Below are 21,777 nucleotides of genomic sequence, written 5' to 3' on the forward strand. Positions count from 1 at the left end.
AAATATTAAATGGTGTTGTTAGATAGGGTGGTAAAAACTATGCAATATTTGATGATGAATGAAGAAGAACTATATTTCCATTGCATTCAAATGTTAAATTAAGTCATTCATCTGATGGAATACTATTTTAAATATCTAAGCAAAAGATATTGTACTAAGGAGTCAACTGGAATCTATCTATCTGAAGTTGGAATATGAACACTATCAAAGAATTAAATATTTCAATACCGAGAGTTGAATAGATTAAAGATCTTTATAAAAGAGTAAATTATTTTTTAATGCCATTCAAAAAATAGATTGACAAAATTAATGAATTATTTCATAATTTCAACATGATGATGAAGAAATAAAAAAGACAATGCATGAACTTTTTGACAGTTTCAAAGCATTATCCTGAAATATAAAGTAATATTTATTTTTAATAAATTTAACTTATATTTTACTATTTCTGAACTTGTCAATAGGTGACAAAATTAAACTTATCCTACATTTCTTCATTTTATAAAGCACTTTAAGTAAGAAAATTAAAATAAAAAAGAAAAGTCATTGACTTTTCTTTTCGACAAATAACTATTTTACTAATGCATTAATTAGTTCAACAACTTTGTCTGCTACATTTACACCATTAACATTGCCTTGTGCTGCTTGGCCAGGCATTGTGCTATCTGTGTATACATAATCTTGTATTGTTTTATTTGCACCCAATAATTGTGCTTTGTATGCATCTAATTGTTTATTTACATAGTCTCTTTGTTCTTTGTTTGATAATGTACTTTGTGCATATCCTACTCAGTTATTTTCAAGTGTTCCAGATAATGTTTGTACTGTTTTAGCTGAAGCATTAAATGTTTTAGCTGAATTATTTATTCCAAAAATTGTGTATAGAAGAGAATCATAAACTGATTGTCCTAAATTCTTTGTGATTGATGTAATAAATAATCCTTGAGCTGACGGGAATGCTTTTGATTGGTCAGCATCAACCCCGATAATAACTGTTCCTTGAGTGTTAGATTGTTCTAATTGTGTTTTTAGGATAGCTGTAGCTGTACCTGCAACAGGTAAAATAACTTTAGCTTTTGTTGCAACAGCTTGAGTAATTGCTGAATTCATTTTAGGATCTGATTCAAATCCAGAGTCAATTTCTAATTTACCATTTGAACCTGATGTTAAAACTTTAATTTTAGCATTTGCGTGTGCTTTATCATATGAATAGATTCCTTTTACATATCCATTCATGAATGCTGTAACCCCATCATAATCACCACCACCAAATGTTGTTGTTGTTTTATTATCTGTTGAGTACTTGTTTAAGTAGTCAGCTATTGCTTGCCCAACAACATATGAAGGTCCTTGAACTTTATATGTAATTGTATATAGATCTTTAAATGGAACTTTGATTTTGTTAGGGTTTATAGCATAATCTAGTCCAATAATCTTAACATTATTTTTAATTAATTTGTCTGAGTTTTGGTTAATAAAGTTTGGTAAAACGTCACCATGTGCATAACCTGATAAAACTCAAATTTGTGTTTTACTATCCAATAATGCGTTGTATTGGTCTTCTAAATTACCTCCAGGTACTGGTTCAATAGGTGTAGCTGTCAATGTCTTTCCTGCAGCCTTAAATTGGTCACTTAAGTCTAAAACCCCTTCTCATCCTGATTGATTAAATGATTGGTCTAAAATTCCACCTGATTCTGTAACGAATGCAATTGAAGGGATAGATTTAAGACTTTTAATTTTATCTGCTAATTGGTTATTTAATTGAATTACACCTTTTGTAACACGATTTTCTGGTGTTATATATTTAGGTTGTTTACCTGTTGTTTCTGTTCCTGGATTTGATGTTCCTGGATTTGATGTTCCTGGATTTGATGTTCCTGGATTTGATGTTCCTGGATTTGATGTTCCTGGAGTTGTTTTTTCTGCTGTTTTATCTCCATTACATGCACCTGCAACAATAGGCAATGTAGTAACTGAAATTCCAGCAAATGCTATTAATAATGATTTAATTTTTTTCATAATTCTCCGATATATAATTAATTAATTAATTTCTTCGAACAAATCATATTTTTCATTAGTACTAATTTGTTCATTATTATTATATAGAATTAGAAGCCCCTAAAAGGAAATATGGAAATAAGTTTATTTCTGTTCCACATTTTTATAATTAAAATAAAAGTTAACTTTTTCCCCCATTTTTAGGGCATAAATAATATTTTTATTATTTATATACAAAAAATAAAAATGCTTAAAAAATTATTTTTTTAAGAATAAAGTATCTAAATTAAAGAAAAAGCCCTAAATATAGGGCTTATAGGTGATTAAAATTGATATTTTTCTGGGTGTTTTTCTTGCATTAGTTTAATAAAGTCTTTTTTATCCATGTCTCCGTATTTATTCATTAGTTCAACACATTCATCGTATTCAGCCATAGCTCATGTTACATCTTCAAATCCATCAACTGAAGTTATACCTTCACGTTTTCAATTTTTATATGTTGAGAAGAATGTTTTCACTGTGTCTAAGAATGGTAAAGGAAGGTCTTTTAATGATTGAATGTGATCAAGTCTATAATCATCTGCGTGAACAGCAATTAATTTAGTATCTGTTTCACCATCATCAATCATTTTCATAGCTCCAATAATTCTTGCGTTTAAAGATACTCCGGGCATGAATGTTTCTTCTGAGTAAAGTAAAACATCAAGTTCATCTCCATCTCAGTCTAATGCATTAGGAACAAAACCATAATTACATGGGTAAACAAAATCTCCTCTTAGTATTCTGTCTACTTCAATTTGTTTAGTTTTTCTGTTGTATTCGTATTTAATTCTTGAATTCTTTTGAATTTCAATTTTTACTTGGATTTCTTTTTGCATATCTATATAGTAACATATTGAATAAAAAAAATTAAAAAAAATGTTTGAAAAAAAAATCTTATGTTATAATACTTAAGCAACAAGCAAAAACACGTTGCCCAGGTGGTGGAATGGTAGACACAAGGGACTTAAAATCCCTCGGTAGCAATACCGTGCTGGTTCAAGTCCAGTCCTGGGCACCAATATCTGCGCCCTTAGCTCAGCAGGTAGAGCAAATGGCTTTTAACCATTGGGTCAGAGGTTCGAATCCTCTAGGGCGTACCATTTCAAGAAATTGACCGAAGCTTCTGAAAAGAAGCTTTTTTATTTAAAAATAAACAATCAAAAATACAAAAGATATATTAGGATAAAAATTTTAGACACATATCGCCATATGATTAGAAATATCATATGGTGTTTTATATTCTAAATTGGATGTATTATAAAAGTCAAAAAGTTCTCTTTGAAATATTGAAAATAAGAATTATGATGGCCTATTTCTTAATGAATTGCCCTTTGGAGACATTGATTGAGCTATATTAAGAGACTTTAAAAAATTTGAAAACATTTTGTTTGCATATTAGATACTATGATCGGAGTGAAAAACACTTGGTTTTATATTATATTTATCGATGCATGCCTGCAATAAATTTATACTTGCTTGTGCAGTTCTATCAATAGATAATGTTCAACCAAGTATCGCACCAGAATAAGTTTCAGTAATCACATGTAAATAATGTCAAACACCATTTACTTCCACATATTTAATATCTGCGTGTAAAACTTCTCCAAAATAACTTGAAACGAAATTTCCTTTAATCAAATCCGGAGCCCAAACTCTATCATATTTTTCTTCCTTTGGTGGTTTACCTTTTCTTCTATTTTTATATGCATTTGATTTATAGCCCAAAGAATCAAAATTAATTCTAAAAGCATAAGTTGAAATTTTATGCCCTGTCTCATAGATGTATTTGTGAAAAAGTTTATCTCTTCCAATAACATTATTTGATAATTCGATTTGCGTTTTTAGCCAATCAATAACAGTATCATCTAAATATTGATTTCTTCTATCTATTTTTTCTGCTTTTTCATATGTGCTGTAAATAGATGTTCTGTTTACGCGAAATACCTCGGCTGCTATTTTATTGTTATGAAATGATTGATTTTTTTGCTTTCTTTCTTTTATCTTTTGGATGATTACATTTGGATTAATACCATTTTCCTCTAATATTTCTTCCATAATTTCTTGATATAAATTTCTATCATGATCATCGAATTCATTAATGCTTCTACGTTTAGGTGGTCTACCTGATGCTTTCCCTTTTTTAGGAGATTTTCCGGTTTGAGATTCTAATTTTGTCATATCAGTATTATATATGTTAATTCAATATTTGATATATTTGTATGCATATCGATAAGGATTAACATTACGTTTTCTTCTGGCATATGAAGTGTATACGTCTTTATATCATTCTTCTCAAAATTCTTCAACAAATTCTATTTGAGCATACTCGATTCCTTTAATTAAAGCAAGATTAATATATTTTAATTTTTGTTCTACAGTGAATTGTTTTCTTGACATAAAAAACACATTCCTTTCTTAATTTGGAATGTGTCTTAAAATTTTCTCCTAATATATCACCACAAAAGAGCAATTAAAGATCATTAAATAAATAACTTCAAATTCTCTAAAAAGTGGGAATTTCACTGTTCAACTTACAATATTTATAAAAAAATCAATCATATAAGAATGTAATATAATTTTATAAGAGGAGATGACTATGAAATATGAATATAAAATCATGACAGTGCGTTCTAAAAGCGATTTAGAATGAGAGTTATGTAGATGAGGAAGAGCCGGCTGGAGAGTTGCTTCTGTAATTTATGATAGCAACTTTTGTGAATATGTTGTTATTGTAGAAAGCAGAGAAAATAGTTAAGCATGAGTGTAAACTTCTTCAAAAATACATATATTAGGAGAAAATTTTTAGCACATTCCAAGAAGTAAAGGAATGTGTTTTTTGATACTATCCAAAATCTTGTGTAAATTTAAAATTACCCAAAAAAGGGTAAAAAGAAAAGATAAGTTACCTTATAATTTTTTTGAACAAGAAAGGAACTTATCTATGAATAATTTTAAACTATTAAACCAAGATTTTATTAAAAACTTTTCTAAAAGTATAAATAGTATTGATGACTTTATGAAACTAATGCTTGAACAATACAAAAACGATATTCAACATATATTAAACGAACTATTAAAAGATGGATTAACTGAATTTCTTAAATATGAGAAATACAAAAGAGCAGATACTGATAATTATAGAAATGGGTACTACACAAGAAAATTATTATTAGAAATCGGAGAAATTGAAATAAATATTCCTAGAGATAGAAATGGGGATTTCAATAATAAACTAATTAAAAATATCAAAGAACACAAGAAGAAGTGACAAAATTAGTCAAAATTTTATTTAAAAGGGAATGGATTATTCAGATATTATCGATGTCACAACTGATTTATTTGGAAAGCAGTTATCTAAACAATCTATAACAAATATAACTGATAAATTTTTGGTAAATGTTGAAGAATTTAAGAAAAGACAACTTAAAAAGAATATAAAGTTGTCTACTTGGATGCAACATTTTTGAGCATTAAACGTGGTACATATAGCAAAGAAGCTGTTTATATAGCACTTGGTATAAGCCTTGAAGGAAATAAAGAGGTACTAGCTTTTGATATTAATCCTAATGAAAGTGCAAACAAGCTGAGATGAAATACTTCAAGATATAAAGAATCGTGGTGTTGAGAACGTCGAACTTTTTGTTACTGATGGATTAGCTGGAATTAAAGATGTAATCTTCAAAAACTTTCCATCTACTAAATTTCAAAGATGTTGAACGCATATATCTCGAAATATATCTACAAAAGTGAAACCATCAGATAATTTTGAAATTATCCAAGACTTAAAATTAATTTACAATCAAACCGATGAAGAACAAGCTATTCAAAAATTCAATTCATTTTTAAATAAGTGAAACAAGAAATACCCAAACATTACAAGAGGACTCCTTAAAATTGCGGATGATTTATTTGCGTTCTATTCTTTTCCTTATGCAATACGAAAATCAATATATACGACTAACTTAATAGAAGCATTAAATTCACAAATAAAAAGACAATTAAAGGGTAAAAAACAATTCTCCACAGTAGAAGCTGCGGAGAAAATACTTGTTGCAATGTTTGAAGAGTACAATTTTAAGAATTCTCAATACAAACATTGTAAAATTAAAAGATGACATTCCACTAAAGGTAAAGTGGAGCTGTCATCTTTTTGGTTCCTGTTGTAAAATTAGTGTACAAAAACAAAAGAAAGGAACCAATTTAATTATATGATAACTGCAACTAAAATGCACAAGAAAAATATAATTTGTGTTGAAACAGAAATAAGAATAGACAATTTTGATAACACAAAAAACAAATTACAAAATGCGAACATTTTATTTTGAGACCTTACAAGGATAAAACATTAAAGACTAAACTTGACAATGAACTTAACAAAGCTAGAAAGCAAAACACTAATTATTTCCAATTAAGTAACTTATCTTGTTTGTTTGATAACTTACAGAGATACAATAGCTTAATTGAAATCTCTAAAGTGATGAATATAAATATTAAAACAATCAAAAGTAACATCGAAAACGCTGCTGAAGAATACAAATATACAACAACAGCAAAATGTAAGAGATGTAAATCAAAGATGATGACTGTTACATATTTATCGCTAGAAGAATGAACTTATACAAAAATTGCATTAGCTCAGAATATTTATGAGTCAAATGTAATGAAAAGTTGTGAAAGATTAAAACCAATACAAGACTTTTTGATTGAGTGAAGTAATTTAAGAAAGAAATACAAAAAATTAAGAAAAGAAAATCCTGATATGGATCTTGGTGAAAATATTAAATATACCATGCAAGTATCAGCAGCTCGTTTATTAGATGAATATACCAAGAAATATAAAGGTCAAAATGTGTTTATCCCTACACTAAAGACATTTTATAATGCAATAGACACTAAATTAGATATCGACTTCAGTATGTTTGTGGGTAAAAAGGAATGAGCAATTCATCATTTGACAAATCTCAAAAGAAGAAAAAACGAAAATACACAAAGTCAAAAATTCAAGGCGCAACTTCTATTCATAATAGAGATGAAAGCATAAACAACCGCGAAGAAGCTGGACATTACGAAATGGATACAGTTGTGTTTAATAAGTCTAGCAAACTTATTTTAGTAACTGTTTATGAAAGAAAATCAAGATTAGGATATGCGATGCTTTCAAAAAGAGATGCTCAATCAGTTGTTAAAACTGTCCAAAAAATCATTAAACTTTATGGTCTTACAATTAAGACATTAACAATAGATAATGGCTCTGAAAACACATTATTGCACACAATTCCAGGAATAGGAAAAATCTATACTTGTGACCCTTATTCTTCGTATCAAAAAGGTGGAATTGAATGTTGACACAAAGAATTACGAAAGTTTATTCCAAAAGGAAAATATTATTCCTGAATAAATGATCAAAACATAATGAACATTTGCCATATTATCAATAGCTCAAAAGAGAATATAAAATTCCGGGTAGTTTATACACTGTGCGCATGAGTGCATATGAATTTTATTCAACATATTGTTAAAAAATAGCAAACTTTTAAAATAACCTCATCAAATTTTTATGGGTGAGGTGCCTTTTCTACTGCTTTTTTTATAAAAAACCTTTAAAATTAAAACAACATTGGTTTTACAATCAAAATTAGACCTTTAGTGGAAAATCATATTTTTAATTTATAATACAAACATTGTGGGTTTAAAAACATTTAATAAATTATGTATAATTTGTATACCATAAGAATTATAAAACTTATCTTTACAAATTTACACAAAATTATTTATAGTATCTGTTTTTTATGTTAATAAAAAGTAATTTATTGTAGATATAAAACATCTGCTCCTGTTTTAAAAATGCTGGAATATATTTAATTGTTGCTAATTGCAAATTAAGCACATATAAAAAAGCAACAAAAAACTTCTTACTACAAGAGTAAGAAGTGATTGGTCAATTTCTTGAAATGGTGCGAACGAATGGACTCGAACCATCGACCTCACGATTATCAGTCGTGTGCTCTAACCAGCTGAGCTACGCTCGCGAATATGTATGCATATTATACCATAAAATATTATTATGCATACAAAAATTATTAAGTTTATTAACGTTTTGAGAATTGTCTTGCACGACGTGCAGCACGTAAACCTGGTTTTTTACGTTCTTTAGCACGAGCATCTCTTGTAAGCATTCCTGCAGCTTTAAGAGCAGCACGGTAATCTACGTTAGCTTCTAATAAAGCACGAGCGATTCCTAATCTAATTGCTCCAGCTTGTCCGCTAAGTCCCCCACCAGTTACGTTTACACTAACATCAAATGTTCCAAATGTTTCTGTTAAAACAAATGGTTGGTTGGCATCTTTTAAGTAGATATCAGATGTTAAGTAATCTCTAGCATCACGGTTGTTGATTGTGAATTTTCCTGTTCCTGGTGTAAGTCTTACACGAGCAACTGATGATTTTCTTCTTCCTAAACCACGGTACATTACATTGTTATTAGCCATAATTATTTAACCTCTAATCTTTCTGGATTTTGAGCTGCGTGTTTGTGATCTGGTCCAGCGTAAACGAATAAGTTTCTACGTTGTTTGTTTCCTAACTTTGTGTGTGGAAGCATACCGCTAACAGCTTTTTCAATAATAGCTGTAGGTCTTTTAACTCTTAATTTAGCAGCTGTGATAGATTTAAGTCCACCAGGGTATCCTGAGTGTGAGTAGTAAATCTTATCTTCTTCTTTATTACCTGATAAAACAACTTTTTCAGCGTTGATAATAATTACGTTGTCACCCATATCTGCATTAGGTGTAAATGTTGGTTTGTTTTTTCCTCTTAATACTGATGCTACTTGTGCAGCTAAACGACCAAGTACTTGTCCTTCAGCATCAACAACATATCATTTTTTGTTAGCTTGTTGAGTATTTACTATTGTAGTTTGTCTCATGCTAATCCTCCTACGTTAACTATAAATTTATTTAGGTTTCGGTTAATTTTTTAAATTGCTTATTAATTATAACACACAAAACCTAATAAACTAATATTTTTTAATTATCTATTTTTGCTTAAAAATAAGGCTTTTTATATCTTTTTAATTTATTTATTGAATTTTTATTTGGCTTAATAAATAAATAGCAGCTGTTTCAGCTCTTAAAATACGACTTCCTAGTGAAACTGGGCTAACTTGGTATTGTTGAGCTAAAGCAATTTCCTCTTCACTAAAGCCACCTTCTGGGCCAACTAAAAAGAGTACATCTTGATCAATTGGCTGAGGCAATGCAACTGAAGTAGCAATTTTTTCATGTGCGATATATTTAGTAATTCCATTAGTTTTGATTACATCTTCAAATTTTGTTAAAGGTGCTAACTGTGGAATTTTATTACGAAAGCTTTGCTCAGCTGCATTTTGTAAAATTGTTTGGAAGCGATCATATTTACTTTCAAATTTATTGTATTTTACTAAATCATGTTGGGTATATTGAGTTAGCATTGGAATGATTTTGGTAACTCCTAGTTCAGTGGCTTTTTGCAGTGCTCACTCAAAGCGATCTAGTTTTATAACACTAATAGCTAAAATTACCTCATGTTTTAATTCATGATTTTGTTCTAGCTTAAATTGAATTTTAGCTTGATTACCTTCAAGAAAGCATTGATAAAATTCGTTTTGATAAACACATATAAAAGGTTTATCTTGTGCTCTAATTACCTTTATATGTTTAATGATTTCTGGATCTAAGTCAAATCCATTTTCACTTTGTTTAGTTACAAAGAATCGATTCATACTTATTCCTCATTCATGATAGCTTCGTAATCTTCCAGACTTCCTCTGAAAATAAAGCTTTTCTTAGGTGATTGAAGTTCTAAAATTACATCAGCACATTGGTTAACAAAGGCTCTATTATATGTAGTAAAGATTGCTCCACCTTTGAAGTTTTTAACACCTTCAATAACTGAGTCAATTGATTCAGCATCCAAGTGATCTAAAGGTTGGTCTAATATTATAAAGTTTGATTCAAGTAACATCATCCGAGAGAACATTAATCTAGCTTTTTCTCCCCCACTAGTTACTCTAACTTTTTTAAAGACAGAGTCATTATTGAATAACATACGTCCTAAAAATCCACGCATACGCGCATCATCGTTTTCACGGTTTTCTTTTTCTTTATTTTCTAAAGGTCATTTTGAAATTCATTCTAAAATATTTTCATCGGTATCAAAATATTTTGAGTTTTCATTTGGAAAGTATGAAGGAGTAATTGTTTGTCCCCATTCAACTGTTCCACTAGTTGGCTTAGTAATACCAAGTAAGCATTCTAAGAATTTTGTTTTAGCAATGTCATCTTCTCCAACAATAACCATTTTTTCACCTGGTTTTAATGAGAATGAGACTTTTTCAAAAATTGTTTCGCCTTTATCATTTACATAAGTTAAATCTTCTACATTTAAAATTTGTTTTCCATGATCACGGTTCATTTCTCAACGAACATATGGATATTTACGGTTAGAAGGTTTAATTTCATCAAGTGAAATTTTTTCAAGCGCCTTCTTACGTGAAGTAGCTTGACGCGATTTTGAAGCATTAGCACTAAAACGAGCAATAAAGTCTTTTAGTTTTTCAATTTGAGCTTCTTTTTTCAAGTTTGATTGTTTCATCATTTCACGAGCTAATTCTGATGATTCCTTTCAAAAGCTATAGTTACCTGTATAAATTTTAGCTTCATTATAATCAATATCCACAATGTGAGTACAGATAGCATCTAAAAAGTCACTATCGTGGGATACAACTATAACAACATTTGGATAGTCAATTAAAAAGTTTTCAAGTCATCTGATACTTCTTAAATCAAGGTGGTTAGTTGGTTCGTCCATAATTAAGATATCTGGATTACCAAATAATGCTTTAGCTAAAAGTACCTTAATTTTTTGATTAGCTGTTAATTCACGCATTGGTACTTCTCATTTTTCTTTAGGTATATGTAAGTTAGCTAGTAATTCTTGCGCATCATTTTCGGCAGTTCATCCACCTAAAATTCCAAATTTTTCTTCTAAATCTGCTGCACGTTCATAATCTTTATCAGTTGCATCAGGATTCATGTAAATAGCATCTTTTTCTTCTTTAATTTGGTATAAATCTGTATTTCCCATGATAACTACTTCAGTTACATTCATGTCATCGTAAGCATTATGATCTTGAGAAAGAACTGAAATACGTTTATTCTTTTCAATTACAATATTTCCACCAGAAGCTTCCATTTGACCTGCAATTATCTTTAAAAATGTAGATTTTCCAGCACCATTGGCTCCAATTATTCCATAAGTATTACCTTCAGTAAACTTTAAATTAACATTTTCAAATAACTTTTTATCACTAAAAATCTTACTTAAATTTTGAACTTCAATCATTTAGTCTCCTTATATTATTAATTGCTATATTATAGTGTAATTTTAAATTTATAAAAATATTAAAAAAACCTTCTAATGAAGGCGATTGGCATCAAAGTTATTACACTCGATGTCGGCTCTATAGTATTATACACCATAATACTAAAAGAGATAATAAAATTCACCTATACTAGGCTAGGTGAATTTTAATTTTATAATCTATTTTTTAATTCCACAAAGTAGTCAACATATTCTAAGGCAACATTGTGTAATGTGTAGCAGTTGCATTCTTCGTTTTGACCAGCAACATTATCACATGCACATTCTTCTTGTGCACATTCTTGAGCAATCTCATCATTTGCTGCTGCTCTAGCTGCTTCAATTTCATTAATTCTTTTTGCAATGTTTTCAGAATCTAATTCTTGCATTCTTTCTTGGTAAGCTAAAATAGCTGAAGTTGATTTCTTTTCATCAACGTGACGTTTAACTAAATTAGCATTTGCATTAGCTTTACAGTTTCCGCCACAGCATGCTCCACCAACTGGTTGCATAACATTTTCTTCTCTAGTTTCCATTGTTTCAAAATTGCTGTCATCTTCTTTAGCAACTTCTTCAACTACTTGTTCCATTGCTTCAGTTGCTTGGATATCTTGTTGTACTTCTTTAGCACATTTACATTCTTCTTTTGAAGGACATTGACATTTGTCATCACAATGACATTTTTTAGCAACAACTACTAATTCTTCAATAACTACAGGTTCTTTGTGTTTAATTTTTTCAATAATTATTTCTTCTGCTACTTCTTCCACAACTGGAATTTTGTTAAATTCTTCAAATTCTTCAGCAGTTAATTTTCATTGTCTTACGTGTTTACAGTTTCTAAAATTTCTAGAACATCTAAGGCATCTTTTCATGTTATTCTCCATTTCTTCTAAATCTACTTCTTCATATGTGGGTAATGAAACATATTGAATGATAAATTTTCTTGGTCTACTTGGGAATCTTCTCACAGGATATAACGTATGAGCACGAAGTACTCTGTGTTGGTTGTCCCTTGTTATTGAGTTTTCCATATATAAATTATATGGTTTTTCCTTGTTTTTCTCTGTAAAATTATTCTTTTTTGTATTTATGCTATTTAACTCAATATTTGAATTATTAGCATTATTTTGAGCTTGATTATTTTGATAATTTTCTTCTAAAAAGCTCGGTGTGTTTTCTTCAGGTACAAATGTTGTATTAGCTTCTTGCAAGGCTTGATCCATTTTGGCTAGTTGCATAGCTTTTTCTTGTTCAATTTCTTCAAGTCTACGTTTAATTGAATTATAAATATCAATTAAAGTACGTTCTTGATCCTCAATTGAACGATACGGGTCCATTGGCATAGTTGATAAGATTTGTTGAAAAACACTATCAGCACGCATTTCTTTAGTAATTAATGATTTCATTCCAATTCTATTTGAAAAAATTCTTAATAGTACACCATAAGCAATATCATCAATCATTGCATCAAAAGCTTTAGTTCCTTCTTCAGTATAAATTTGGTAAGGGTTCTTTTGTGAATATTGAACTAAGTTAACATTTGAACGTAATTTATCCATTTTGTTAATGTGAGCTTGTCATTTTTCATCTAGCGTTTGTAAAATAGTTTCTTTTAATAAACTTAAAATTTCATCTTGACTAGCATTTTCAAATGCATTTTCTTGTCATTGTTCATAAACTGTGAGCACAATATTAGCAATATATTCAGGTAAATCACTTTCATGAACTTTAGAAATTTCTCCTAAATCAAAGTGGAATTTAATTAAACTTCCGATATTTTCATTTAAGAAGCTTACTAGTGCAGCGTAATTATAAGTATTATTGTGCAATCTGTATTCACCTCTACGAACAATGCTACGAGCTGAAGAAGCAATCATTCTTTGCACAATAAAGACAATATCTCTACTATATAGGATTAAATCTCTTTGAGCATAGATTAAATCACGTTGTTGTCTAATAACATCATCGTAATTTAAAACAGATTTACGTGAGTCGTAGTTAAATCCTTCGATTTTCTTTTGCGCATGATTAAAGGCAAAACGTAATTGTTTATTAGTTACTTCTTTGCCTTTTGAATCTGCATAGGCTTCTTTAAAGCTTTCATAGTTGGCAAATCTTTGCATCAATTGATCATCAATAGAAACAAAGAATTTACTTGTACCAACATCTCCTTGACGTCCAGAACGTCCTCTTAATTGGTTATCAATTCTTCTTGATTCAGCTTTGTCAGTTCCAAGCACATATAATCCACCACGTGCAAGTGCTTCAGCAGAAGGCTTAATGTCAGTTCCACGTCCAGCCATGTTTGTTGCGATTGTTACCGAAGCAACTTCACCAGCATGTGAAATAATTTCAGCTTCTGAAGCATTTTGCTTAGCATTAAGCACTGTATGCGGAATACCACGATTTATTAGCATTTTGTGAACAATTTCTGAATCTTCAATTTGAGCAGTACCAACTAAAACTGGTTGTCCTTTTCGATATAACTCAATAATTTTTTCTACCACAGCATTTCATTTATCTTCTGCTGTAGCAAAAATTGCATCAGGTTCATCAACTCTAGCTATTGGCTTATTAGTCGGAACAACATTTACCCGCATGTTATAGATATCAATGAATTCTTGTTCTTCAGTTTTACCTGTTCCTGTCATTCCACAAAGCTTTTTAAACATTCTAAAGAAGTTTTGATATGTAATAGTTGCCAATGTTTTAGTTTCTGGCTCAATTTCAACCATTTCTTTCGCTTGAATAGCTTGTTGTAGCCCTTCTGAATAACTACGTCCATCCATAATACGACCAGTAAAGGCGTCAACTAGTTCAATTTTTCCTTCACGCACAATATATTCAACATCAATTCTCATGATCTTGTGAGCTCTAAGAGCATTTTGCACAAGGTGCACAGTTTCTGAATTTTCAATGTTATAAAAATTAGGTGTGTGGTAAAACTTATTAGCCTTTTCAATACCAGCATGTGTTAAAGTAACTGCCTTAGATTCTTCATCAATTAAATAGTCATTTTTATTTAATGTACGAACAAATTGGTCTGCTGCAAAGTATGAAGAAGTATCTTCAGCATCTCCTCCAGAAATAATTAAAGGCGTTTTTGCTTCATCAATTAAAATTGAATCTACTTCATCAATTAAGCAGAATTGTAAACCTCTTTGAACTTTTTCACTTCCATCCTTAACCATGTTATCTCTTAGATAGTCAAAACCTAGTTCAGAGTGTACTGAATAAGTAATATCAGCAGCATAAGCATTACGTTTATCAAATGGGTTCATTTGCGCTTTATTAATACCAACTGTTAGGCCTAAAAAGTTAAATACTTGTCCCATTTCAATAGCATCACGTTCTGATAGATATTCATTAACTGTTGAAACAATAGCCCCTTTGCCTAGCAAAGCATTTAGATATACAGGAGCAATAGAAGTAATAGTTTTCCCTTCTCCTGTTTTCATTTCTGCAACTGATCCTAAATCTAAAAGTAATCCACCTAGAATTTGAACATCATAAGGACGTTTCCCTAGTACTCTTTTAGTTGCTTCACGAGCTACTGCGAAAGCATCATTTCTAATATCATCTAAGCTATAACCTTTAGCTAATAAGTCCTTGAAGAATTGAGTCTTTTCTTTCAATTCTTGGTCAGTAAATTTCTCAACAATAGGTTCTAATTGATTGATCTTTTTAAGAGCTTTCTCAGCAATACGCATTTCTGCAGTCTTAAGATCGAAAAATTTATTTAAATTACTCATAATGTTTAAATTATACTGACTTTTTATTTAAATAAAGTGAATTATTAACTATTAGAAAAATATGTGCAAAGAGCTTTTACAAATTGATTTATTTTAAGCGTATTAAAAATGCCAAATAATGTTGCTTAAGTAAAAATTTTTAAGCCTATCAGTGTGATTCAAAAGAATAAATAAAAACTTCAATTCTTTTGAGTGAATTGAAGCTTAATTCCAACTATCTTTATTATATTATGATTCTTTATTTAATAAAACTTTCATCAAAGACACCAATGTAAGGTAAGTTACGTAATTTTTCATTGTAGTCTAGACCAAATCCAACTAGAAATTCATCAGGTGCAATAAAACCATAATGGTCAGCTTGAAAATCTACCTTACGGTTATAAGGTTTATCCATCAAAGTTAGCACTTTTAAGCTGTGGGGATGCCTTTCTTTTAACATTGAACATACCTTTTGTAATGTGATTCCACTATCAATAATATCTTCAACAATTAAGACATCTTTTCCTTCAATATCATTAGCTAAATCCATAATGATTTTAACACTTCCACTGCTTGCATGTGAGCCCGCATAAGTACTTACAGTCATAAAATCTAACTTATGATCTACTTCAATACTTTTAATTAGTTGAGCTAAAAAAGGAATAGAACCCTTAAGTAATCCAACTATAATTAAGTCATTTGAATCTTTATAAGTTTGATTAACTCAGTTTGCACATTGCACAATATGTTTTTCAATAAAAGCTTGGTCAAAAAGTACTTTCTTAACCATTGGATGTACTTTTGTTTGTTTATTCTTATTAAATATTTGTAACATAATTTTCCTTATACTCCTCGATTAATTGAACTGCTTGAGCAAAAACCTGTTCTTCACTTAGAACATTAGTATCAATAATGGCATATTTAATATTGTAGGTATTAGCTATCTTAATAAAAGCTTCTTTATAAACTTTATAAAGTTCCTTAAAATAAGCTTTATTTGCTTCATAGTTATCAATTTCAACTTTTCTACCACGGGCAAAAAGTCTCTTTTCAAAGTTTTCATATGAAACATCTAAAAAGATAGCAAATTCAGGTAGCTCATTTTGACTAACCAAAACTTTAAACAGTGCGTCATAGGCTTGCATAGCTTTAGGTGATAAGTTCTTTAAGTTAACTAAAGCAAAAATATAGTGTTCTGCACTGAAACGATCTAGGAATAATAAGTCTTTATTTGGATCCATTTTAAGTTGATTAAATTTAGCAATAGCTTTATCCACATTGGCTAAATGATTTTCAACCACATAAGCTTGAAAAGATAAATCTAAATTAGGTCTTTTTTCATAAAATCAATTTAGCATAGTAGTAAAAACTTCATCGTTTTCTGAATATTCCTCAAGTAAGATTGAATTTTTATAGTGTTGTAATAGTTTTGAAGTTAATGTACTTTTACCACTACTAATCATTCCTGAAATCCCAATAATCATATGCTCCCCCCTTGCAGTTATAGCAATTAATATTTGTTTTATTATAAAGCAAATTTAGGCCCTAAGTTTAAAAAAATCAAAATACTTTTTAGTATTTTGACTCATTTCAAAATTCTTGAGCAGTTCTGTTTTTTACTCATTTTAAAAATGGATATAAAGCCAGTGAAATAAATTCTAATATGCCTCATTCTACTAGCATATTTATTCAAATTAAGCCAAATCAAACTTTAGCATTGCCGATGTTTAGATCCTTAAATTGAATCGTGATTAATAAAGTACTTGACACTAGCATAGTATTTAACATAAAGATGCAAAAAGCATAAATAGCTACTGAAGCTAGATTAAAGCTTCAGACCTTAAATAGCAGATAATAAAGGCCACAAAGAATTAGACCCAGCACTATTCTTGGCACTAGTGAAATATAGACTAAATTAAAGATTGGAAACTGTAAAATAATTGATCCAATAAAAGATCACAATCCAAAATTAAAGCAAGTCCATAAAATACCAATGTAACCTAGGTGAATTGAAGCAATTAATATAATTAGTGGAATAGTGGTTATTGATACTATTCCAACAGTAATATAGCCTGTATAAGGCGTAAATGTAAAAACGATGATTATTGCTAAATATAGAGCTAAGTAAACAATCGTTTTGATATCTCATATATTTGTAATGCTCTTTTTCATAGGAAGTATTATATGATAAAAGTGTAATATTGCAAAATAAAGTTTTATTCCTATTTTATAGGAGTAAAAATCGCTATAAAGTTAAAAAAAGCTTATTTTTCATTAAATTTTATGCACATTTCTATTTTTTTATTTTTACCCTTTTATTCGTATAACGTAGGGATAAAAGTAAAAAAATTTAGCTATACGCTAAATTCTACATTTTCAATTCTAACATTATATTTTGTAGCTGTATCAACCTCAACAATATCACCTACTTCTTGACCCAACATTGCTACTGCAAGAGGACTTTTATTAGAAATTTTTCCATCAAATGGATCTGCATCATGCACACCCATGATTGTAACTTTCTTTCTTTCTCCTGTTGACATAACAGTAAATTCCACTGTTGAACCAATTGTTACAACTTCTTGACTTTGATGTTTTTCATTACCTTCAATTAAAACAGCATTATCAAGAATTTGCTCTAATTCTGAAATACGTCCTTCAATTGCTCCTTGCTTGTCTCTAGCTGCATCATATTCAGCGTTTTCTGACAAGTCACCTTGTGCTCTGGCTTCTTTTAAAGCAGCTTGTACAGCTGGTCTTTCAACATTAATTAAATGTTCATATTCTTTTTTGTATTTATCTAAAGTTTCTTGTGATAAATATACTTTTCCTTGTTGTTCTGTATTTGGCATAACAATCCTCTTTCTAATTTACTATATTTTACCTTATTATTTTTTAACTATAAATAGATATTTTGAACTTATATATGACACTTCATAAGGCATATCTGTCATTTTTAAATAGCTAATCATACGTTTCATTTCGCTTCTGGGGTTAGCAAATGAAACTAAAATCATTCCCTTGTGTAATTTCTTACTTAATTTATCAAAGATATCATTGATATCCCCTTTAGCATTCATAAGAATTAGACAATCAATTTCGCTATCATCATATAATTTGATTTCATTTGGAAAATGATCAGGGAATTTTAATCTTAAATCTTCTAACTTATCGTATTGAATTTCTTTAGAATAAACATAAGTTTGACCCTTAATTTTTTGGGCTATAGCAACAATTGGGAATAAATCTTGATTATTAACTACTAGCACATTTTTATATTCATTCCGATAAATGGTATTAATAATACCTTCAATGTCAATATCATTAGCTTTTGATTTTAGATAATCTTTTAATTCATATGGTAACTCACCTAAATCATTTCTCAAGGCTTGAATTTGAATCATTGCTTCTTCTTGAGTTTTCTTTAGCATTTTGTTACGCATTTTTCTAGCCAATACTTGCATTACAATGTAAACTGTAAAACCAATTATAACTAGGACTAAGGCAGAAACACCTAATGCTACTCTAGCTTCATAAGTCATTTTATTTACCTCACTTGTTTTGATAATAGTCTAAGTAATCTTGCAAAATAATCAATGCTGCTAACTGATCTTTTTTAGCCTTACGCTTTTGTTGGGTTAAGCCAGCTGCCATCATGGCTTCATTAGCTCTTTTAGTTGAATATTGTTCATTAACAAAGAGTACAGGCAAATTAAAGCGTGCAATTAGTTTTTGCTTAAAGTCTTCTACCATATAGGTACGTTCACTCTTATCACCACTTATTTTAAGAGGATAACCTAACACAATGCCATCAATTTTGTTTTTGTATTGGTTAAGATAGAACTCAACACGATTAAGTGCAGCTTCAAAATCATTTTCAGCAAACATAAAGTTTTCAAGGCCACTAGCTATAATTTCATTTTCATCAGTTATAGCAAAGCCACAACTTTTAGTTCCTAAGTCTAATCCTAGTTTTCTCATACTAATTCTTCTTGGATGTAATTTAATAATTCATTAGCACTTGCTACTTTACCCATTGATAAAATAGCATTTCCACCACCACGACCATTAAGTTTTTTAAATAGTTGTTGAGCAATAGCATTTGAATTATAAGTTTTTGAAGCTACCACCAACATTGGATTGTTTTCTTCTGAAGTAAGTACTACTAAAACATCTTGATATTTTTCTCTTAATGTAGAAGCTACAGTTTTAATATTAGCTTTATCAATAGCTTGATTTAAGTATACTTTGTGACCTTTAATATCAAGTAATTCAACATTGTCATAATCGAATTCAAAACTACTTGCTAATTCTTTCTGAATTTTCTTATTGTCGTCTTTTAAAGCTTCAAGAGTAGCTTGTAAGTATTCAATTGCTGTTTCTTTATCATCAGGAATATTTAATTCATAAGTATAGTCTTTATTTAATTTAGTGTTCTTTTCAAGCATCTTTCCAACTTCAACAAGTAACTTATCAACTTCTTCTTCTAAGTATTCATTAACTAAAGCATTTGAAGAGATAGCTCTAATTCTATAAATTCCAGCTGCTTTTTTGTCAACATTAGTAATTTTGAAGTTTTCAAGTTTAGCTGTATTTGAAAGGTGAGTTCCTCCGCAAAGGTCAGCTGTAATTCCGTCAAACTTAACAATACGAACATTTTGAGGGTTCATGTATTCTGATTCTTCAAGCGTCATAATTGCGCCAAGTTCTTTAGCTTGCTCAGTGGTCATTTGTAAATAGTCACGTTTAGCATTTTGAGCAATATAGCTACGTACTAGACGTTCTACCTCTTTAATTTGTGCGTCTGTAGGTTTACTATCAGCTGGAAGGTCAAAAGTTAAACGTTCCTCATTGTTATCTGATCCGAGTTGTTTAATTTGATTTCCAAGCACATTTCTGAGAGCGCAAAACATTAAGTGTGTTCCTGAGTGGTTTCTTTCAAGTCCTAAACGAATTGCTTCATCGACAAAACATTCAACAGGTAATTCTTTATTAATCTTGCCTTCTACTTTGTGAATGTGGTTTCCAAATTTATCTTTAAATACATCTAAAATTAAGATTTTTTCATTTCCTTGTTGCATGTAACCACGGTCATGTTTTTGTCCACCGCTAGTTGCATAAAATGGAGTTTCTTTTAAAACTACATAAGCAACGCCATTTGCACTAGCAACTTCTTTTTCGGTATCAAGTAAGTATAAAATGTCACTAACATTGTGAGTAGTTTCATATCCAACAAATTTATCAACTTTTGATTTTAGAATTGTAAGTGAGTTAATAACCTTGTCCATTCCAGATAATTTAGCATTTCTTGAAGCATCAGCGTGTTCTTTCTTAGCTTTTTCATATCCTTCATAATCAATCTTTATATTCTTTTGTTCTAAAATTTCAGCTGTTAATTCAACTGGGAATCCATATGTTTCAAATAATTTGAAAGCAACATCACCAGGGAAGATTACAATATCATCATTTAGGTAATTGTTTAATAGGTTTTTACCATTTTCAATGGTACGTGAGAAAGTCAATTCTTCATCCTTAATAATTTGTTTAATTGGCTCAACTTCATATTCAAAAGGTAAGCTGGCTTTAACAACATCAACTAATTTGTATAAAAATGGTTCATATATTTTAAGTTGCATTGCTTTATAAACACTTCTACGAATTAGTCTTCTTAAAATATATCCTCTACCAACATTTGAAGGTTTAGCACCATCAGCAATAGCATTTGTTACAGTACGCATGTGGTCAGCAATAACTTTGAAACATGAGTTAATAAACATTTGTTCTGGTTCTTTAGTAAAGTAGTTATTAATGTCATATCTAAATTCAGTGAATTTTTCAATTTCATGAATAATAGGTAAGAATAAGTCAGTATCAAAGTTAGTTGGAGCATCTTGCATAATTGAAACGATTCTTTCAAGTCCAGCCCCGGTATCGATGTTCTTTTGTTTTAATTCTGTATATACACCTTCACCATTTGAATTATAAGTTGAGAAAACAATGTTTCAAATTTCGATATAACGATCATTTTCTAGGTCTTCTTTTAATAATTCAATTCCTCTAGCATCATACTTTACTCCACGATCGTAAAATATTTCAGTGTTAGGTCCACAAGGCCCTGAACCAACTTCTCAAAAGTTTGTATCTTTGCTTCCTGGTATCATGTGGTCTTCTGCAAAACCATGTGACATTCATTCGTTTTTAGTTTCTAAATCTTCATAATAGTAAGTAAAATAAAGTTTTTCTTTATCTAACTTAAGTACATCAAGTAAAAACTCACTAGCAAAAGCAATAGCTTCTTTTTTGAAGTAATCCCCAATTGAGAAGTTACCAAGCATTTCAAAAAATGTATGGTGACGAGCTGTAATACCAACATTTTCAATATCATTAGTTCTAATTGCTTTTTGAGAGTTAGTTAATCTTTTTGCAGGTGCTACTTTTTTACCAGCAAAATAATCTTTTAAGGTAGCTACCCCACTGTTAATTCATAAAAGTGAAGGGTCATTATGTGGCACTAAACTTTTTGAAGGCACAATAAAGTGCCCTTTTGATTCAAAAAATGATAATCACTTTTCTCTAATTTCTTTTGAATTCATAAAAACCT

At 29.8% G+C, this 21,777-nt stretch carries 20 protein-coding genes, 3 tRNA genes and 1 pseudogene; 8 read left to right on the forward strand and 16 right to left on the reverse strand.

All coding sequences use genetic code 4. From position 1 onward, the window contains the following. Positions 1-570: 570 nt before the first annotated feature. Positions 571-2,022 carry a BMP family ABC transporter substrate-binding protein gene (locus tag ACM0IS_RS03330; protein WP_416756096.1) on the reverse strand — a complete coding sequence of 484 codons (1,452 nt, stop codon included), beginning with the start codon at positions 2,020-2,022 and terminating at the stop codon, positions 571-573. 302 nt (positions 2,023-2,324) lie between these two features. Beyond that, the gene (locus ACM0IS_RS03335) at positions 2,325-2,879 is read right to left on the reverse strand and encodes an inorganic diphosphatase (RefSeq protein WP_416741641.1); all 555 of its coding nucleotides are present in this window, start codon (positions 2,877-2,879) and stop codon (positions 2,325-2,327) included. Positions 2,880-2,975: 96 nt separating this feature from the next. Between ACM0IS_RS03335 and ACM0IS_RS03340 the strand changes: the two genes are divergently transcribed. Both ACM0IS_RS03340 and ACM0IS_RS03345 read left to right on the forward strand, forming a co-directional pair. Further along, positions 2,976-3,061, forward strand: a tRNA-Leu gene (locus ACM0IS_RS03340). A 6-nt stretch (positions 3,062-3,067) separates the two neighbouring features. Further along, positions 3,068-3,143, forward strand: a tRNA-Lys gene (locus tag ACM0IS_RS03345). Positions 3,144-3,438: 295 nt separating this feature from the next. On the opposite strand, the gene ACM0IS_RS03350 is transcribed toward ACM0IS_RS03345, so the two are convergent. After that, the gene (locus ACM0IS_RS03350) at positions 3,439-4,440 is read right to left on the reverse strand and encodes a DDE-type integrase/transposase/recombinase (RefSeq protein ID WP_416756097.1); all 1,002 of its coding nucleotides are present in this window, start codon (positions 4,438-4,440) and stop codon (positions 3,439-3,441) included. Between the two features lie 199 nt (positions 4,441-4,639). On the opposite strand from ACM0IS_RS03350, the gene ACM0IS_RS03355 reads away from it, so the two are divergent. From ACM0IS_RS03355 to ACM0IS_RS03380, 6 genes and pseudogenes are all read left to right on the forward strand, one after another. Beyond that, positions 4,640-4,798 carry a hypothetical protein gene (locus ACM0IS_RS03355; RefSeq protein WP_416756099.1) on the forward strand — a complete coding sequence of 53 codons (159 nt, stop codon included), beginning with the start codon at positions 4,640-4,642 and terminating at the stop codon, positions 4,796-4,798. A gap of 99 nt (positions 4,799-4,897) precedes the next feature. Then, complete coding sequence (locus ACM0IS_RS03360; RefSeq protein WP_416756100.1) at positions 4,898-5,320, forward strand: transposase; 423 nt, start codon at positions 4,898-4,900, stop codon at positions 5,318-5,320. Between the two features lie 22 nt (positions 5,321-5,342). Next, positions 5,343-5,710, forward strand: a pseudogene (locus tag ACM0IS_RS03365) (transposase). Beyond that, the gene (locus ACM0IS_RS03370; RefSeq protein WP_416756101.1) at positions 5,610-6,209 is read left to right on the forward strand and encodes an IS256 family transposase; all 600 of its coding nucleotides are present in this window, start codon (positions 5,610-5,612) and stop codon (positions 6,207-6,209) included. Before ACM0IS_RS03365 ends, ACM0IS_RS03370 begins: the two are co-directional and overlap by 101 nt. A 155-nt stretch (positions 6,210-6,364) precedes the next feature. Then, positions 6,365-7,084 (forward strand): hypothetical protein, encoded by a 720-nt coding sequence (locus ACM0IS_RS03375; RefSeq protein WP_416756102.1) that lies wholly within the window; start codon positions 6,365-6,367, stop codon positions 7,082-7,084. Next, the gene (locus ACM0IS_RS03380; RefSeq protein ID WP_416755906.1) at positions 6,979-7,569 is read left to right on the forward strand and encodes an IS30 family transposase; all 591 of its coding nucleotides are present in this window, start codon (positions 6,979-6,981) and stop codon (positions 7,567-7,569) included. The genes ACM0IS_RS03375 and ACM0IS_RS03380 overlap by 106 nt, the downstream gene beginning before the upstream one ends. Before the next feature lie 426 nt (positions 7,570-7,995). Here the strand turns inward: ACM0IS_RS03380 and ACM0IS_RS03385 are convergent. The 13 genes from ACM0IS_RS03385 to alaS all read right to left on the reverse strand — a co-directional run bounded on the left by ACM0IS_RS03385 (position 7,996) and on the right by alaS (position 21,769). Continuing rightward, a tRNA-Ile gene (locus ACM0IS_RS03385) sits at positions 7,996-8,072 on the reverse strand. 60 nt (positions 8,073-8,132) lie between these two features. Then, complete coding sequence (gene rpsI / locus ACM0IS_RS03390) at positions 8,133-8,531, reverse strand: 30S ribosomal protein S9 (RefSeq protein ID WP_416738469.1); 399 nt, start codon at positions 8,529-8,531, stop codon at positions 8,133-8,135. A 2-nt stretch (positions 8,532-8,533) separates the two neighbouring features. Next, a complete protein-coding gene (rplM, locus tag ACM0IS_RS03395) occupies positions 8,534-8,968 on the reverse strand; it encodes a 50S ribosomal protein L13 (RefSeq protein ID WP_416738470.1) in 435 nt (144 codons plus the stop codon). Between the two features lie 153 nt (positions 8,969-9,121). Further along, a complete protein-coding gene (locus ACM0IS_RS03400) occupies positions 9,122-9,802 on the reverse strand; it encodes a 16S rRNA (uracil(1498)-N(3))-methyltransferase (protein ID WP_416756103.1) in 681 nt (226 codons plus the stop codon). A gap of 2 nt (positions 9,803-9,804) precedes the next feature. Further along, positions 9,805-11,424, reverse strand: a complete 1,620-nt coding sequence (locus tag ACM0IS_RS03405; RefSeq protein WP_416756104.1) for an ABC-F family ATP-binding cassette domain-containing protein — start codon at positions 11,422-11,424, stop codon at positions 9,805-9,807. Between the two features lie 191 nt (positions 11,425-11,615). Continuing rightward, a complete protein-coding gene (gene secA / locus ACM0IS_RS03410) occupies positions 11,616-15,197 on the reverse strand; it encodes a preprotein translocase subunit SecA (RefSeq protein WP_416756105.1) in 3,582 nt (1,193 codons plus the stop codon). Between the two features lie 238 nt (positions 15,198-15,435). Beyond that, positions 15,436-16,011 (reverse strand): hypoxanthine phosphoribosyltransferase, encoded by a 576-nt coding sequence (gene hpt, locus ACM0IS_RS03415; RefSeq protein ID WP_416756107.1) that lies wholly within the window; start codon positions 16,009-16,011, stop codon positions 15,436-15,438. Next, positions 15,995-16,660: a deoxynucleoside kinase gene (locus tag ACM0IS_RS03420; protein ID WP_416756109.1), complete on the reverse strand. Its 666-nt coding sequence runs from the start codon at positions 16,658-16,660 to the stop codon at positions 15,995-15,997. Before ACM0IS_RS03420 ends, hpt begins: the two co-directional genes overlap by 17 nt. An 88-nt stretch (positions 16,661-16,748) precedes the next feature. Next, positions 16,749-17,348: a hypothetical protein gene (locus tag ACM0IS_RS03425; protein WP_416756110.1), complete on the reverse strand. Its 600-nt coding sequence runs from the start codon at positions 17,346-17,348 to the stop codon at positions 16,749-16,751. A gap of 182 nt (positions 17,349-17,530) precedes the next feature. After that, on the reverse strand, positions 17,531-18,028 hold the full coding sequence (gene greA, locus ACM0IS_RS03430) for a transcription elongation factor GreA (RefSeq protein ID WP_416756111.1): 498 nt from the start codon (positions 18,026-18,028) through the stop codon (positions 17,531-17,533). Positions 18,029-18,064: 36 nt separating this feature from the next. Further along, complete coding sequence (locus tag ACM0IS_RS03435; RefSeq protein ID WP_416756113.1) at positions 18,065-18,718, reverse strand: BC85_0335 family putative methyltransferase; 654 nt, start codon at positions 18,716-18,718, stop codon at positions 18,065-18,067. 1 nt (position 18,719) lies between these two features. After that, positions 18,720-19,157 (reverse strand): Holliday junction resolvase RuvX, encoded by a 438-nt coding sequence (ruvX, locus tag ACM0IS_RS03440; RefSeq protein ID WP_416756114.1) that lies wholly within the window; start codon positions 19,155-19,157, stop codon positions 18,720-18,722. Then, the gene (gene alaS, locus ACM0IS_RS03445; protein WP_416756116.1) at positions 19,145-21,769 is read right to left on the reverse strand and encodes an alanine--tRNA ligase; all 2,625 of its coding nucleotides are present in this window, start codon (positions 21,767-21,769) and stop codon (positions 19,145-19,147) included. The genes ruvX and alaS overlap by 13 nt, the downstream gene beginning before the upstream one ends. Positions 21,770-21,777: the final 8 nt, after the last annotated feature.

It is taken from the genome of Mycoplasma aquilae ATCC BAA-1896, from assembly GCF_048074525.1.
In the GTDB taxonomy this organism is placed as follows: Bacteria; Bacillota_I; Bacilli_A; order Mycoplasmatales; family Metamycoplasmataceae; genus Mycoplasmopsis; species Mycoplasmopsis aquilae.